The organism is Kitasatospora sp. NPDC058190 (assembly GCF_042883685.1).
GTDB lineage: Bacteria > Actinomycetota > Actinomycetes > Streptomycetales > Streptomycetaceae > Kitasatospora.
The window spans coordinates 1-14,337 of record NZ_JBHVVI010000176.1 but is presented as its reverse complement, the minus strand read 5'-3'; the positions used below and the strand labels follow the sequence as shown (position 1 = coordinate 14,337).

The window sequence follows — 14,337 nt, the reverse complement described above, 5'->3', positions numbered from 1 at the left end:
GCTGACCGACACCTCGGGCCACCCGCGCGGCTGACGCCCCCCACGTACGCGGACGGGGCGGGCCGGGTGGATCCGGTCCCGCCCCTTCCGCGTTCACGCCCTCAGCAGCAGTCCTGGACCACCAGCCCGGCCGGCAGCTGGTCCCCGCCGAACACCGTGACCGTCGCCGGGTCCCCGCCGAGCGCGGCCACCGCGAGCAGCAGCGCGCCGGCCGTCCAGGTGGTGCGCTCCTCGGGCCAGATCGCGTCGTCCTCGAAGACGTACCCGGTCCAGTACGAGCCGTCCTCGTGCCGCAGGTGCTTCTGGATCCACCGCAGGATGTCCACCGCGCGGTCGGACTGCCCGATCGCCCAGAGCGCGAGGGCCAGTTCGGCGCTCTCGCCGCCGGTCACCCACGGGCGGTCGCTGACGCAGCGCACGCCGAGGCCCGGGACGACGAAGCGGTCCCAGTCCCGCTCGATCCGGGCCACCGCCGCGTCGCCGCGCAGGCCGGTGCCGAGCACCGGGTAGTACCAGTCCATCGAGTAGCGGCCCTTGTCGAGGAACCGCTCGGGGTGGTGGGTGATGGCGTGCCGCAGCCGCCCGGCCGCGAGCTCCCAGTCGGGCTGGGGCTCCTCCAGGTAGTCGGCGACGGCCAGGCCGCAACGCAGCGCGTGCAGGATGCTGGACGAGCCGGTGAGCAGCGCCTCGTCGGTGGCGGCGCCGTCCTCGTCGACCCGCCAGGCGATCGGGCCGCCGGGCAGCCGCAGGCCGACGATGAAGTCCAGGGCCCGCCGGACCACCGGCCAGATCCATTCCAGGAAGGCGTCGTCGCCGGTGCTGAGGTGGTGGTGCCAGACCCCGACCGCGATGTACGCGCAGAAGTTGCTCTCCTTGGCGCGGTCGGTGACCACGCCGTCGGTGTACGCGGCGTACCAGGAGCCGTCCGGGTTCTGCTGGGCGGCCAGCCAGCGGTAGGCGGCCTCGGCGGCAGCGTGCTCGCCGGCGGTGTCGAGGGCCATCGCGGCCTCGGTGTGGTCCCAGGGGTCGAGGTGGTGGCCGGCGAACCACGGTATGGCGCCGTCGGGGCGCTGCTCGGCCAGGATGCTGCGGACGGTGCCGGCCGCCTGCTCGGCGTCCAGCACCCCGTCGAGCAGCAGCACCTCGGGGACGGCGGCGGTCATGCGCCCGCCCGGCCGGACTCGGCGCGGTTGGGCTTGGAGGCGTACGCCACGAAGCTCTTGCCGATGACCGGGTTGAGCGCCTTCTCGGCGGCCTTGGTGAGGGTGCTGATCACCGGGGTGCCGACGATGTCCCAGACCAGCAGCTGGTGGTACGCCTTGACCGGCAGCGCCTTGTCGTTGTCCACGCCGACCGCGCACTTGATCCACCAGTACGGCGAGTGGAGCGCGTGCGCGTGGTGGGTGCCGTACGGCTCCAGGCCGGCGTCCTTGAGCTTGCCGAGCAGCTCGTCGCCCCGGTAGATCCGGATGTGGCCGCCCTCGACCTCGTGGTACTCGTCGGACAGCGCCCAGCAGATCTTCTCCGGCAGCCAGCGCGGCACGGTGACGGCGAGCAGGCCGCCCGGCTTGAGGACCCGGAACATCTCGTTGAGCACGCCCTTGTCGTCGGGTATGTGCTCCATCACCTCGGAGATGATGATCTTGTCGAAGTACTCGTCCTCGAACGGCAGCGCCAGCGCGTTGCCCTCCATCGCGACGGCCGAGGCGCCCTCGGGGGCCTCACCGGCCAGCTCCATCGCGGCGAACCACTTCTTGACCTCGGCGATCTCCTCGGCGTTCTGGTCGAGGGCGATCACGTTGGCGCCGCGGCGGTAGCACTCGAACGCGTGCCGGCCCCCGCCGCAGCCCAGGTCGAGCACCCGGTCGCCGGGGGCGAGCGGGAAGCGCGAGAAATCGACGGTCAGCACTGCAGGGCTCCCATTCCTATTGCTACCAAGCGTTCTTGACGCTTCGTCAGGCCACCACTCGCCCGGTGTCCCGGGGCGCGTCGGTCAAGAGCGCGTCGCTCGGGGCGCGTCGCTCAAGAGCACGTCACTCAGGGCACGTACCGCCAGCCGGGCCCGGAGCGGGCCCGGGCGCCGACGCCGGTGGCGATCGCCGCGCGGTACGCCTCGGCGGTCAGCTCGGCGGCCCGCTCCCAGGTGAACCGGGCCAGCACCCGCTCCCGCCCGGCCGCGCCGAGTTCGGCGCGCAGCCTCGGGTCGTCCAGCAGCCGGCCGAGCGCGGCGGCCAGCGCGTCCGCCTCCCCCGGCGGCACCGCCAGGCAGGTCTCGCCGTCCGGCCCGGCCACCTCGGGGATCGCCCCGCCGGTGGTGGCGACCAGCGGGGTGCCGGTGGCCATCGCCTCGGCGGCGGGCAGCGAGAAGCCCTCGTACAGCGACGGGACGCAGGCCACCTCGGCCGAGCGGTACAGGTCGACCAGCTCCTCGTCGCTCAGGCCGGTGCGGAACTCGATGTGCTCCGCCAGCCCGAAGCGGCGCACCGCCTCGGCCACCGGCCCGTCGTCCTTCTGCGGTTTGCCGACCACCACCAGGTGCGCGTCGCGCTCGGTGCGGACCTTGGCCAGCGCCTCGACCAGGAAGACCAGGCCCTTGAGCGGCACGTCCGCGCTGGAGGTGGCGACGATCCGGCCGGGGACCCGCTCGACCTCCGCCGAGGGCGACCAGAGCCGGGTGTCGGCGCCGACCGGGACCACCGAGATCGCGCCGGGGGCGGCGCCCAGGTGCTCGACGATCTCGCGCTGCGAGGAGCCGGAGACGGTGATCACGTGGTCCAGCCGGGCGGCGACCCGGCGCTGCATCCGGGTGAAGGCGTACCAGCGGCGCAGCGACAGCCGCTTCAGCCGGGTGGTGGCCGCGTCCAGCTCCAACTGCCGGTCCACGGTGATCGGGTGGTGGATCGTGGTGACCAGCGGGAAGCCGTGCCGGGCCAGGCCCAGCAGACCGTAGCCGAGGGTCTGGTTGTCGTGCACCACGTCGTAGCGGCCCTTGTGCCGGGCCAGGTACTGGCGGGCGCGCAGCGAGAAGGTGAGCGGCTCGGGGAAGCCGCCGGTGCGCATGGTGGCGAACTCCAGCACGTCCACCGGCCCGCGGAACTCGCCGCGGGCGGGCGTGCGGAAGGGGTCGTCGGCGCGGTAGAGGTCCAGGCTGGGCAGCTCGACCAGGCGCACCGAACCGGGCCCCTCGACCTCGTCCAGTACGGGGTAGGGCTGGGCGCCGATCACGTCCACGTAGTGGCCGAGTCTGGCCAACTCACGGGAGAGGTGCCGTACGTACACGCCCTGACCGCCGCAGAACGGGTCCCCGCGGTATGACAGCAGGGCAATCCGCAGCGGCTGCGCGGTCATCCTCGGCCCTCATCTCTGGCTGCTATCGGTGCTACTGGTGCTGCCGGTCGCTAAAGTAGATCAGGTTTCAGTGGCTGTGGAACTCTTCATCGACCGTGTGAACAATGAGAGACCTCGAAGATACCGGCCCGTAGCTTTCGCTCAGGAACCAGGGCTGGTGATTCCCGCCACGCCGGCCCGACCGACCGACCGCGGGTCGACTTCGAGTCGACTTCGTGTCGACCCGTTCTGGAGCACGCCGCCACCCACGCGCCCCCGGGAGCACACTTGCCGTCGCCGACCACGTCCGTGAGCCCCACCCCCGCGTCCTCGGGCGAGCCGCCGCTGACCGCGCGCCAGGCCGAGCGGCGCCGCCGGATCCTGCGCGCCGCCACCGCGCTGGCCGCCCGCGGCGGGTACGAGGCGGTGCAGATGCGGGAGGTCGCGGAGAGCGCGCAGGTCGCCCTCGGGACGCTGTACCGGTACTTCCCGTCCAAGGTCCACCTGCTGGTCGCGGTCATGCTGGAGCAGCTGCAGGGCCTCCAGGAGCACATCCGGCGGCACCCGCCGACCGACCAGGAGCCGGCCCTGCGGGTCGCCGACGCGCTCACCCGGGCCTTCCACGCGCTGCAGCGCGAACCGCTGCTGGCCGAGGCGATGGTCCGCTCGATGTGTTTCGCCGACCGCTCGGTCGCGGCCGTGGTGGACCGGATCAGCGCGGCCACCGGACAGCTCATCCTGGACGCGATCGGCCAGTCCGCGCCGCCCAGCGAGGGCCAGCGGGCGGCCGTCCGGGTGATCGAGCACACCTGGCACTCGGCCCTGGTCGCCTGGCTCTCCGGGCGCGCCTCGATCGCCGAGGTGCGGGCCGACCTGCACACGGCGGCCCGGCTGCTGACGCTGACCTGAGCCCTCGCGGACTGGAACCTGTTCCTGCTGCCGGGGGCTGGTCCGGCCCGGCCCGGCGGCTAGAGTCGACGGGCACCACAACTCCATCCCGCTCCTCCCCCGGGGGAAGCCGGTGTGAATCCGGCGCTGACCCCGCAACCGTGAGCCCGGCCGCCGCACCGCGCGGCCCGGACGAGTCGGAGCACCCGGGGAGGGGCGAGCGGCCAGACCGGGCGCGCCCGCGCCCGGCACCCGTCGAGGACTACGGAACGGCCCCCGCCCGGGCCACCACCGCTCACCGAAAGGCACACCCGCACCATGCTGAACGCCGCCCGACTGGGCGCCGCCGCCTTGTCCGCCGCGCTGCTCGCCGGCGTCGCCGCCGGACCGGCCCTCGCCGACAGCCCCTCGCCCTCCGACGGCTCGGCCACTCCGGCGGCCCCGGCCGCCCCGGCTGCTCCGACCACTTCGGCTGCTCCGGCCGTCCCGGACGGCCTCTACGGCAAGAGCGACCCGACGTACGACGGCGTCTGGCGGCAGTCGCTGGCGCTGACCGCGCTGTCGGCCGCCAAGGTCACCCCGGCCGACTCCGCCGTCGCGTGGCTCACCGGGCAGCAGTGCGAGGACGGCGGCTGGCCCTCCTACCGGGCGGCCGGCGCGGCCTGCGACGCCAAGACCGAGGACAGCAACGCCACCGCCGTCGCCATCCAGGCGCTGGTGGCCCTCGGCGGGCACCAGCCGGCCGTCGACAAGGGCGTGCAGTGGCTCAAGGCCAACCAGAACGCCGACGGCAGCTGGCCCTACAACCCCGGCAGCCCGGGCGACGCCAACTCCACCGGCCTGGCCGTCAACGCGCTGTTCGCGGCCAGGACCGACCCGGCGAGCGTCGCCAAGGCGGGCAGCGGGGGCGCGGCCGGGAAGAACGCCTTCGACGGCCTCGCCCACTTCCAGCTCGGCTGCACCGCCCCCGCCGACCAGCGCGGCGCCTTCGCCTTCCAGCCGGACCCGGCCGCCGGCACCCTCGCCCCCAACACCCTGGCCACCGCCCAGGCCGCGCTCGCCGCCGCCGGCGGGCACCTGCCGGTCACCACCTCGGTGCGCGCCGAATCGACGCCCAAGCCCCTCGCCTGCGCCGACGGCTCCGCGCCCACCGCCGTCCCGCACGCCGAGGCCGGCGAGGCCGTCGGCGCCTACCTCACCGCCCAGCTGTCGGCGGGCGGCCGGCACCTCACCCTCACCATGCCGGGCGCCGAGCCCAAGCCCGACTACACCGCGACCGCCTGGGCCTCGCTCGCCCTCACCCAGAGCGGCCACCCCGAGCAGGCCTCCGAGGCCGTCGACTGGCTTGAGGGACAGGGCGCCACCTGGACCAAGAACGGCACCGACGCCGCCGCCACCGCCACCCTCCTCATGGTCGCCCAGGCCGCCCACCACGACACCGCCGGCCTCACCGACCAGCTCACCGCCCTCGGCCCGGCCCCCAAGGGCCACGCCGCCTCGGCGTACGCCACCCCGGTGAAGAAGAAGAGCGACGGCTTCGGCCAGTTCTGGCTGATCATCGTCGGCCTGCTCGTCGGCATCGGCGGCGGCCTGCTGCTCAGCCTCCAGCGCAAGCGCAACCCCAACCTCTGATGCGCTCGGTGGTTCACGGCCTCCCGGTCGGCGGGCGGCGGCCGCCGGCCGTCCTTCTCGCGCTGCTCGGAACGCTGCTCCTGATCGCCGGCGCCGCGCCCGCACAGGCCGCCTCCGGATACCGGTACTGGTCGTTCTGGCGCGGGGCCGACGGCGGAGCGTGGACGTACCAGCAGCAGGGGCCCGCGATCGCCGTGCCGCCGGACGGCGCCGTCGACGGCTGGCGGTTCGCCGTCAGCCCCGACGGCGGGCAGGACGCCGCGAAGCCCCGCACGCAGGCGCGCTTCGACGCGATCTGCGCGAACACCCCCGCCCAGGACGGCCGCAAGCGAGTGGCCGTCGTGCTGGACTTCGGGACCACTGAGGACGCCGGGGCCTCCGCCGCGCAGCCGCCCGAGCAGCGGACGACGTGCGCCAGCGTCGCGCCGCGCGCCAGCTCGGCCGAGGTGCTGGCCGCCGTCGCGCCGCCGCTGCGGTACGACACCAACGGGCTGCTGTGCGCCATCGCCGGTTACCCGAAGGCGGGGTGCGCCGAGCAGTTGGGCGCGGCCGCCGCGCCGCCGGGCAGCACTGCCAAGGCCGCCCCGCGGAGCGGCGGCGACAGCAGCGGCCCGGACATCGGCCTGGTCGCGGGCGGTGCGCTGGTCGCCGTCCTCGCCGGGGGCGCCGTCTGGCAGGCGCGCCGCCGCCGCAACCCCTGACCTCATCTCCTGCCCCCGCCGCTTGGCCTCACCTCCTACTCCCGTCTCCCAGGACAGAATCCGTGAGCAGCACCGCCCGCCGCACCCGACCGCCCACCGGCCCCCGCCAACTGCACCCCGGGGCCTGGTGGTTGTGGGCGCTCGGGCTGGGCGCGGCGGCGACCCGCACCATCAACCCGGCGATCCTGCTGCTGCTCGCCGCGACCGCCGGTTACGTGGTCGCGGCGCGGCGCGGCGATGCGCCCTGGTCGCGCTCGTACGGGGCGTTCCTGCGGCTCGGCCTGCTGGTGCTGGGCATCCGCCTGGTCTTCGCCGTCCTGCTCGGCTCGCCGATCCCCGGCACCCACGTGCTGCTCACCCTGCCCGAAGTCCCGCTCCCCGCCTGGGCGCAGGGCGTGCGGATCGGCGGGCGGGTCACCGTCGAGGGCCTGCTCGCCGCGCTGTACGACGGGCTGCGGCTGGCCACCCTGCTGGTCTGCGTCGGCGCCGCCAACTCCCTCGCCAGTCCGGCCCGTCTCCTGCGCGCCCTGCCCGGCGCGCTCTACGAGGCGGGCGTGGCCGTGGTGGTGGCGATGACCTTCGCGCCGAACCTGGTCGCCGACGTCCGCCGGCTGCGCGCCGCCCGGCGCCTGCGCGGCCGCACCGACAAGGGCATCGCGGCCGTGCTGAGCGTCGGACTCCCCGTCCTGGAGGGCGCGTTGGAACGGTCCATCGCCCTCGCGGCGGCGATGGACACCCGAGGCTTCGGCCGCACCGCCGACGTCCCGCGCCCGCTCGCCCGGGCCACCGCCGCGCTCACCCTGGCCGGACTGCTCGGGGTCTGCCTGGCCGCGTACGGGCTGCTCACCGCCGGAGGCACCGGCTGGGCGCTGCCCGTCCTCCTGCTCGGACTGGCCGCCGCCTTCGCCGGGCTGCTGCTCGGCAACCGGCGATCCGTCAGAACCCGCTACCGGCCGGACCCCTGGGCCCTGCCCGAGTGGCTGACGGCGGGATCCGGCGCCGCCGTGGCGGCCCTCACCACCTACCTGGCCAGCCAGGACCCGGCCGCCTTCGCCCCCACCGTCGTCCCGCCGACCGTCCCCGAGCTGCCGCTGGCCGCCGTCCTGACCGTACTCCTCGGCCTGGTACCGGCGTTCGCCGCCCCGACCCCGCCCCGGAGGGCTTCGTGATCACCTTCGAGCAGGTCTCCGTACGGTACGCGGACTCCGCGGCGCCCGTTCTGAACGACGTCGACCTCACCGTCCCCGAGGGCGAACTCTGCCTGCTGGTCGGCCCGTCGGGCTCCGGCAAGTCCACCCTGCTGGGGACGGTCAGCGGCCTGGTGCCGCACTTCACCGGCGGCGTGCTGCACGGCCGGGTCACCGTCGGCGGCCGGGACACCCGCGAGCACCGTCCGCGCGACCTCGCCGACCTGGTCGGCACCGTCGGCCAGGACCCGTCGGCGCAGTTCGTCACCGACACCGTGGAGGACGAACTCGCCTACGGCATGGAGTCCTTGGGCCTGCCGAGCGACGTCATGCGGCGCCGGGTCGAGGAGACCCTCGACCTGCTCGGCCTCGCCGACCTGCGCGACCGGGCGCTGGGCTCGCTCTCCGGCGGCCAGCAGCAGCGCGTCGCGATCGGCTCGGTGCTCACCGTCCACCCGCGCGTGCTGGTCCTGGACGAGCCCACCTCGGCCCTCGATCCGGGCGCGGCCGAGGAGGTGCTCGCCGTCCTCCAGCGGCTGGTGCACGACCTCGGCACCACCGTGCTGATGGCCGAACACCGGCTGGAGCGGGTCGTCCAGTACGCCGACCAGGTGCTACTGCTGACCCCGGGCGCGCCCCCGGTACTGGGCGAACCGGCCGAGGTGATGGCGCACTCGCCGGTGCACCCGCCGGTGGTCGGCCTCGGCCGGCTCGCGGGCTGGCGGCCGCTGCCGCTGTCCGTGCGCGACGCGCGCCGCAAGGCGGCTTCGTTGCGCACCGAGCTGGACGGCCGGGTGCCCGCCGCGGGCGCCGTCCCGGGCGGTGCGCCGATCGCCGTCTCCGACCGCCTCGCCGTCCGACGCGGCCCGGTGCAGGCCCTGCGCGGGGTGGACCTCGCGCTGCGCCCCGGCGAGATCACCGCCCTGATGGGCCGCAACGGCGCCGGCAAGTCCACCCTGCTCGGCAGCCTGGTCGGCCTGCATGCCCCCGACTCCGGCAGCGTCACCGTCGGCGGCCGCACCCCGCACCGCACCCGCCCCGCCGAACTGATCCGCCAGGTCGGCCTGGTCCCCCAGGACCCGCGTGACCTCCTGTACGGCGAGAGCGTCACCGCCGAATGCGCCGCCGCGGACGCGGACGCGGGCGCTGCCACGGGTTCGTGCCGCGCCCTGGTCGAACGCCTGCTGCCCGGCATCGCCGACACCACCCACCCCCGCGACCTCTCCGAAGGCCAGCGCCTCACCCTCGCCCTCGCCGTCGTCCTCACCGCCCGGCCCCCGCTGCTGCTCCTGGACGAGCCGACCCGCGGCCTGGACTACGCCGCCAAGGCCCGGCTGGTGGAGATCCTGCGCGACCTGGCAGCGGAGGGCCACGCCGTGCTGCTGGCCACCCACGACGTCGAGCTGGCCGCCGAACTGGCGCACCGGACGCTGATCCTGGCCGAGGGCGAGATCGTCGCGGACGGCCCGACGGCGGAGGTGGTGGTCTCCTCGCCGGCCTTCGCGCCGCAGGTATCCAAGGTGCTGGCGCCCGGGCCGTGGCTCACCGTCCAGCAGGTCGCGGAGGCACTGAACGCATGAGCAGCCGCCCTGTTCCGCTCGGGCGCCGGTCGGTCGCGGCGCTGATGCTGGTGTCGTTCGTCGGCGTGACGGCCTTCGGCTGGCCGCTGCTCGCCTCCACCAAGTCGGCGCTGGTCGGCCACTCCGCCGACGCCCCCTGGCTGTTCGCGCTCCTGCTCCCCCTCCTCCTGGCCGTCGTCATCGCCCAGATCTCCGAGGGCCGTTCGGCGGGCGGCGGGGCACCGGGGCTGGATGCCAAGTCCGTTGCGCTGCTGGGGGTGTTGGCGGCGGCTGGTGCCGCGCTCCGGCCGCTCGGCGCGGGGACGGCGGGGCTGGAGCCGATGTTCTTCCTGATGGTCCTCTCCGGCCGGGTGCTCGGCCCGGGCTTCGGCTTCGTGCTCGGCTCGCTGTCGATGTTCGCCTCCGCCCTGCTGACCGGCGGGGTCGGGCCGTGGCTGCCGTTCCAGATGCTCGCCATGGGCTGGGTCTGCCTCGGCGCCGGCCTGCTGCCGGGTGCTTCGACCTTGCGCGGCCGCCGCGAACTCCTACTCCTCGCGTCCTACGGCGCCGTCTCATCCGTCCTCTACGGCACGATCATGAACCTCCATGGCTGGCCGTACATCGGCGGCATGGCCGGCTCCATCTCCTTCGTCCCCGGTGATCCCCTGCCCGCCAACCTGGTCCGCTTCGCCGCCTACTGCCTGACCACGTCGCTCGGTTGGGACCTGCCGCGCGCCGCGCTCACTGTCGTGCTGTGCCTCACCCTCGGTACCCCCGTCCTGCGCGCCCTGCGCCGCACCACCCGTCGCGCCGCCTTCGACGCCCCGGTCACCTTCCGCCCGCCGAATCACTGAGCCCCGCCCGGCACGCACCACACACCTGCCCGACTCCAGCCACGGGCCGCCCGCACAACCCGTCCCGCCCGGCACACTCATGTCGGCGCGGCCCGTCCACCGCACCCCCTGCCGCCGGAACGGCCGGAACTTTCGCGATCCGCGCCGCCACGATCGCCCCCACGCTGTGGTGGCAGTCAGCTGCCGAGGAACCGCAGGACGGCCAGCACCCTGCGGTTGGTGCCGTCGTCCCGCGGCAGTCGCAGCTTGTCGAAAACCGCGTTGGTGTGTTTCTCCACCGCGCTCCGGGAAACGAACAGTTGCTGCGCGATGGCCGTGTTGGTGTGGCCCTGGGCCATGAGTGTCAGCACGATCCGCTCACGGTCCGTCAGTCGATCGAGGTCGTCGGTGTGGCGCGTGCGGGCCAGGAGGCGGCGCACCACCTCCGGGTCGAACACCGTGCCGCCGTCGTGCACCCGTTCCAGCGCGGACAGGAACTCCTCCACCCTTCCGATCCTGTCCTTCAGCAGGTATCCCACGCCCCGGGTGTCGGCCGCCAGCAGCTCGGCTGCGTACCGCTGTTCGACGTACTGCGACAGCACCAGCACTCCCACCCGCGGGCGCTCGGCCCGAAGCCGCAGTGCGGCCCGCAAGCCCTCGTCGGTGTGGCTCGGCGGCATGCGGACGTCCACGACGGTGACGTCCGGGGGCTCGGCGGCCACCGCGGCCAGCAGCGCGTCCGCGTCCCCCACCGCGGCGGTCACCTCGTGTCCTTCGTCCTCCAGGAGGCGGACCAGACCCGCGCGCAGCAGTGCGGAGTCCTCGGCGATCATCAACCGCATGGCAGCTCCGCGATCACGTGCGTGGGGCCGCCGGGCGGGCTGTCCACGGTCAGGCGTCCGTCGAGCGCGGCGATACGGCGTGCCAGTCCGGCCAGTCCCGGCCCGGCGGGATCGGCGCCGCCACGTCCGTCGTCGCGTACCGACACCCTGACCACGTCGGTGTCCTGGTCGATCGCCACCTCGATCCGGGTGGCCCCGGCGTGCTTGGCCGAGTTGGTGAGGGCTTCGCGCACCGCGAAGTAGGCGGCCGTTTCGACGGCGGGGCTCGGCCGCCGCGTCAGGTCGCCGCCGAGGTGCACCGGGATGGGTGAGCGTTCGGCGTCCACGGCCAGTGCCTCGCGCAATCCCAGCTGGTCCAGCGATGCGGGATACACCCGCCACGCCACCTGCCGCAGTTCCTCCAACGCCTGCTCGGCCTCGGTCTGTGCCTGCCGGTACAGCTCCTCGGAGTTCTTGCGGCGTGCCCGTCCGAGCAGCATCGCCACCACGATCAGCCGCTGCTGCAGCCCGTCGTGCAGGTCGCGTTCGATGCGGCGCCGTTCGGCGTCCACGGCCTCGACGATCCCGGACCGGGTGGCGGCCAGTTCGTCGATCCGGCGGCGCATCCGGGCCAGTTCGTCGGGGCCGAGGAAGCGGTGCACCAGCCTTCGCTCCAGCTCGGCGACGGCGGCCAGTCCGGCCAGGTCGAGGAAGAGCAGCAGCAGGCCGACCGCGAGGAGGTATCCGGCGACCGGCCAGGTCGGAGCCATGCCGTCCGCGTCGCGCCCGGCCAGCCAGCGCGACAGCCCGGAAGCAGCCGTCCACGCGCCCGCCGCCAGCAGGAACAGCGCCCCGCCGCCGAGCAGCCCGACCGGGATGCGGCACCACAGGTAGGCGGCAGCCCGTCGCGGCTCGATGCCGTCCGAAGAAGCGTCGGCGCCGCCGAGCAGGACGGCGACACGTCGCTGGTCCAGCGCGGCCAGGCGGACCACCGGCCCGGTGGACCGCGCCAGTGCCCCCGCGGCGAGAACGGCGAGCCCGGCGCAGGCCGAGACCGTGCCGAGCGCGATCCCGACCGCGGCGCGTACGGGCCTCAACCGCGGTGCCGGGCGCTCGGGCGGCGGCGCAGCCGCACCAGGAACCAGCGGGCGACGGCCAGGACCGCGACTGCCACCACCGCCTTCGACACCCATCCCCCGTACTCCTCCACCAACTGCCAGTTGTCGCCCAGCCAGTATCCCAGCACCACGAACGCGGTGTTCCACACCAGGCTGCCGAGGGCGGTCATCGCGGTGAAGGCCGTCAACGACATCCGCTGGATCCCGGCCGGCACGGAGATGAGGCTGCGCACCACCGGCACCATGCGGGCGAGCAGCACGGCGGTGCGGCCGTGCCGCTCGAACCACGCCTCGGCCCGGTCGATCTCGTGCGGGCTGACGAAGGGGACGCGGGCGGCGAGCGCGCGGGTGCGGTCGCGGCCCAGGAGAGCGCCGGCGGCGTACACGATCCAGGAGCCGACGATGGAGCCGAGCGTGGTCCAGATGATGACGGCCGGCAGGCTGAACCGGCCCTGCCCGGCGGCGAATCCGGCGATCGGGAGGATGACCTCGCTGGGCACGAACGGCAGGACGGTATCGACCAGGTTGGTCAGCCCGGCCCCCGGGGCGCCGATGGTCCCCATGACGTCGGCGGCCCATCCGGCGACACCGCCCGCGGGCTCGGCTGAAGCGGTGAGGATCATCGAGGAAGCCGATGTTGTGATCATGCCGTTCACGCTAGGAGGCGGGTGAGGCCGCCACCATGCGGTCGACCACCCGATCGCACTGTGGTTTTCCGCAACCACCGGCGCGGGGATTCGGATGCCCGCCGGCGCTTCCGAGGGAGGCATGCGTCACAGATGTACGCTCCCGTGAAACCGACGCAGAAGACTCGCGCGTCGACGGCAGTGGAGTCAGTCGAATTCGCTTTTGCGGAGGGACGGTTCGGCGAACTGCCCTTCGACCGGCAAGGGCGCCACCTTTCGGCTGGCCGCCATCAGTTCCCAACTCCGCTCAACGCCAACCGATTTGGGAGAGGCCATGAAGGTTCTCATCGCCGGCGGTGCCGGATTCATCGGGTCCACCGTCGCCAGCGCCTGCCTGGACGAGGGCATCGAGCCCGTGATCCTGGACGATCTGTCCACCGGGCGGCCCGAGTTCGTCGCCGGCCGCACCTTCTACCGGGGCGACATCGCCGACGGCGACCTGCTCAACCACGTCTTCCGCGACCACCCGGACATCCACGCCACCATCAACTGCGCAGCCCGAATCGTCGTCCCCGAATCGGTGGCCGACCCGCTCGGCTACTACGACGCCAACGTCACCAAGGGCCTGGCCCTGGTCACCCACCTGCTGCGCAACGGTTGCCACCGGCTCGTCTTCTCCGGTTCGGCCTCGATCTACGACGTCGGCCAGGCCATCACGGAGGACGCGCCGTTCAAGCCGCTGTCCCCGTACGCCCGCACGAAGGCCGCCTTCGAGGGCGCGCTGGAGGACATCACCGGCGGCACCGCCCTGCGGGTCATCACCCTGCGCTACTTCAACCCGATCGGCGCCGACCCCAAGCTGCGCACCGGCCTGCAGACCACCAAGCCCACCCACGCCCTCGGCGTCATGATCGACCGCTACCGCGCCGGAGAGTCGTTCCCGGTCACCGGCACGAACTGGCCCACCCGCGACGGCTCCGGCATCCGCGACTACGTCCACGTCTGGGACCTCGCCGCCGCCCACATCGCCGCGGTGCGCCGCTTCGACGCCGTCGTTCCCGAGACCGGCCCCCGCTACCTGCCCATCAACCTCGGAACCGGTGACGGCACCACCGTCTTCGAACTGGTCAAGGCGTTCGAGGACGTCACCGGCGAGCCGCTCCCCCACCACCTCACCGACGCCCGCCCCGGCGACAACGCCGGTGCCTACCCCACCATCGACCGCGCCCGCACCCTGCTGGACTGGACCCCGGCTCACACCCTCCAGGACGGCATCGCCGCCGCCCTCGCCTGGAACCGGGCCCGCCACACGATCCTCGAAGAGGAGTGAAGGCGGTTGCCAAGCACCCCATCGGAGTGACAGTGTCCGAAACCCGCCAGTGGCGCGGCCCGCACCCGCCTGGCCTCGCGACCATGTCTCAACGTAGCCGCGACATCGTTCCCACGCCGACGGCGACCGCGTCATCGCCCCGAGCTGATCGGGGCAGCGCTACAAGGGGCGTGCGGGACTCGGCCCACACGCAGCCGCGCTCTCCGGTGCGACGTCGGGGGTCAGTGCTGGGCGGCGAGGTGCTCGACCAGGCGGTCGAAGCTGGAGTTGAGGCCCGCTTCGGCCTCCGGGCCGCGGAACATCGCCGGCACGTCG

The 14,337-nt window shown here is 74.0% G+C and carries 13 protein-coding genes and 1 riboswitch; of the genes, 7 read left to right on the top strand and 6 right to left on the bottom strand.

The genetic code is table 11. From position 1 onward, the window contains the following. Window positions 1-101: 101 nt before the first annotated feature. The 3 genes from ACFVWU_RS41750 to ACFVWU_RS41740 form a co-directional block, all read right to left on the bottom strand. Window positions 102-1,163, bottom strand: coding sequence for a prenyltransferase (locus tag ACFVWU_RS41750; RefSeq protein ID WP_380610628.1), 1,062 nt, complete (start codon window positions 1,161-1,163; stop codon window positions 102-104). Further along, the gene (locus tag ACFVWU_RS41745) at window positions 1,160-1,909 is read right to left on the bottom strand and encodes a class I SAM-dependent methyltransferase (protein ID WP_380610629.1); all 750 of its coding nucleotides are present in this window, start codon (window positions 1,907-1,909) and stop codon (window positions 1,160-1,162) included. Before ACFVWU_RS41745 ends, ACFVWU_RS41750 begins: the two co-directional genes overlap by 4 nt. Window positions 1,910-2,037: 128 nt before the next feature. Beyond that, the gene (locus ACFVWU_RS41740) at window positions 2,038-3,348 is read right to left on the bottom strand and encodes a glycosyltransferase family 4 protein (RefSeq protein WP_387631253.1); all 1,311 of its coding nucleotides are present in this window, start codon (window positions 3,346-3,348) and stop codon (window positions 2,038-2,040) included. Between the two features lie 288 nt (window positions 3,349-3,636). Here ACFVWU_RS41740 and ACFVWU_RS41735 point away from each other — a divergent pair, with 288 nt between their 5' ends. The 6 genes from ACFVWU_RS41735 (at window position 3,637) to ACFVWU_RS41710 (ending at window position 10,148) form a co-directional block, all read left to right on the top strand. Next, a complete protein-coding gene (locus ACFVWU_RS41735) occupies window positions 3,637-4,236 on the top strand; it encodes a TetR family transcriptional regulator (RefSeq protein ID WP_380610632.1) in 600 nt (199 codons plus the stop codon). A 102-nt stretch (window positions 4,237-4,338) separates the two neighbouring features. After that, a riboswitch (cobalamin riboswitch) is annotated at window positions 4,339-4,423 on the top strand. Window positions 4,424-4,533: 110 nt separating this feature from the next. Beyond that, window positions 4,534-5,847 carry a prenyltransferase/squalene oxidase repeat-containing protein gene (locus tag ACFVWU_RS41730; protein ID WP_387631250.1) on the top strand — a complete coding sequence of 438 codons (1,314 nt, stop codon included), beginning with the start codon at window positions 4,534-4,536 and terminating at the stop codon, window positions 5,845-5,847. Continuing rightward, a complete protein-coding gene (locus tag ACFVWU_RS41725) occupies window positions 5,847-6,548 on the top strand; it encodes an SCO2322 family protein (RefSeq protein ID WP_387631247.1) in 702 nt (233 codons plus the stop codon). Before ACFVWU_RS41730 ends, ACFVWU_RS41725 begins: the two co-directional genes overlap by 1 nt. 62 nt (window positions 6,549-6,610) lie before the next feature. Continuing rightward, window positions 6,611-7,717, top strand: coding sequence for an energy-coupling factor transporter transmembrane protein EcfT (locus tag ACFVWU_RS41720; RefSeq protein WP_387631245.1), 1,107 nt, complete (start codon window positions 6,611-6,613; stop codon window positions 7,715-7,717). Next, complete coding sequence (locus tag ACFVWU_RS41715) at window positions 7,714-9,315, top strand: ABC transporter ATP-binding protein (protein ID WP_387631243.1); 1,602 nt, start codon at window positions 7,714-7,716, stop codon at window positions 9,313-9,315. Before ACFVWU_RS41720 ends, ACFVWU_RS41715 begins: the two co-directional genes overlap by 4 nt. Next, on the top strand, window positions 9,312-10,148 hold the full coding sequence (locus ACFVWU_RS41710) for an ECF transporter S component (protein WP_387631240.1): 837 nt from the start codon (window positions 9,312-9,314) through the stop codon (window positions 10,146-10,148). The genes ACFVWU_RS41715 and ACFVWU_RS41710 overlap by 4 nt, the downstream gene beginning before the upstream one ends. A gap of 176 nt (window positions 10,149-10,324) precedes the next feature. Here ACFVWU_RS41710 and ACFVWU_RS41705 read toward each other — a convergent pair whose 3' ends face one another. Genes ACFVWU_RS41705 through ACFVWU_RS41695 form a run of 3 tightly spaced genes read right to left on the bottom strand, consistent with a single transcriptional unit; the run spans window position 10,325 to window position 12,713 of the window. Continuing rightward, a complete protein-coding gene (locus ACFVWU_RS41705; RefSeq protein WP_387631237.1) occupies window positions 10,325-10,969 on the bottom strand; it encodes a response regulator in 645 nt (214 codons plus the stop codon). After that, entirely contained in the window at window positions 10,960-12,045 is a 1,086-nt protein-coding gene (locus tag ACFVWU_RS41700; RefSeq protein WP_387631235.1) for a sensor histidine kinase, read from the bottom strand. Before ACFVWU_RS41700 ends, ACFVWU_RS41705 begins: the two co-directional genes overlap by 10 nt. After that, window positions 12,042-12,713, bottom strand: a complete 672-nt coding sequence (locus ACFVWU_RS41695) for a DedA family protein (RefSeq protein ID WP_387631233.1) — start codon at window positions 12,711-12,713, stop codon at window positions 12,042-12,044. Before ACFVWU_RS41695 ends, ACFVWU_RS41700 begins: the two co-directional genes overlap by 4 nt. Before the next feature lie 313 nt (window positions 12,714-13,026). Here ACFVWU_RS41695 and galE point away from each other — a divergent pair, with 313 nt between their 5' ends. Beyond that, window positions 13,027-14,022 (top strand): UDP-glucose 4-epimerase GalE, encoded by a 996-nt coding sequence (gene galE, locus ACFVWU_RS41690; protein ID WP_387631231.1) that lies wholly within the window; start codon window positions 13,027-13,029, stop codon window positions 14,020-14,022. Window positions 14,023-14,337: the final 315 nt, after the last annotated feature.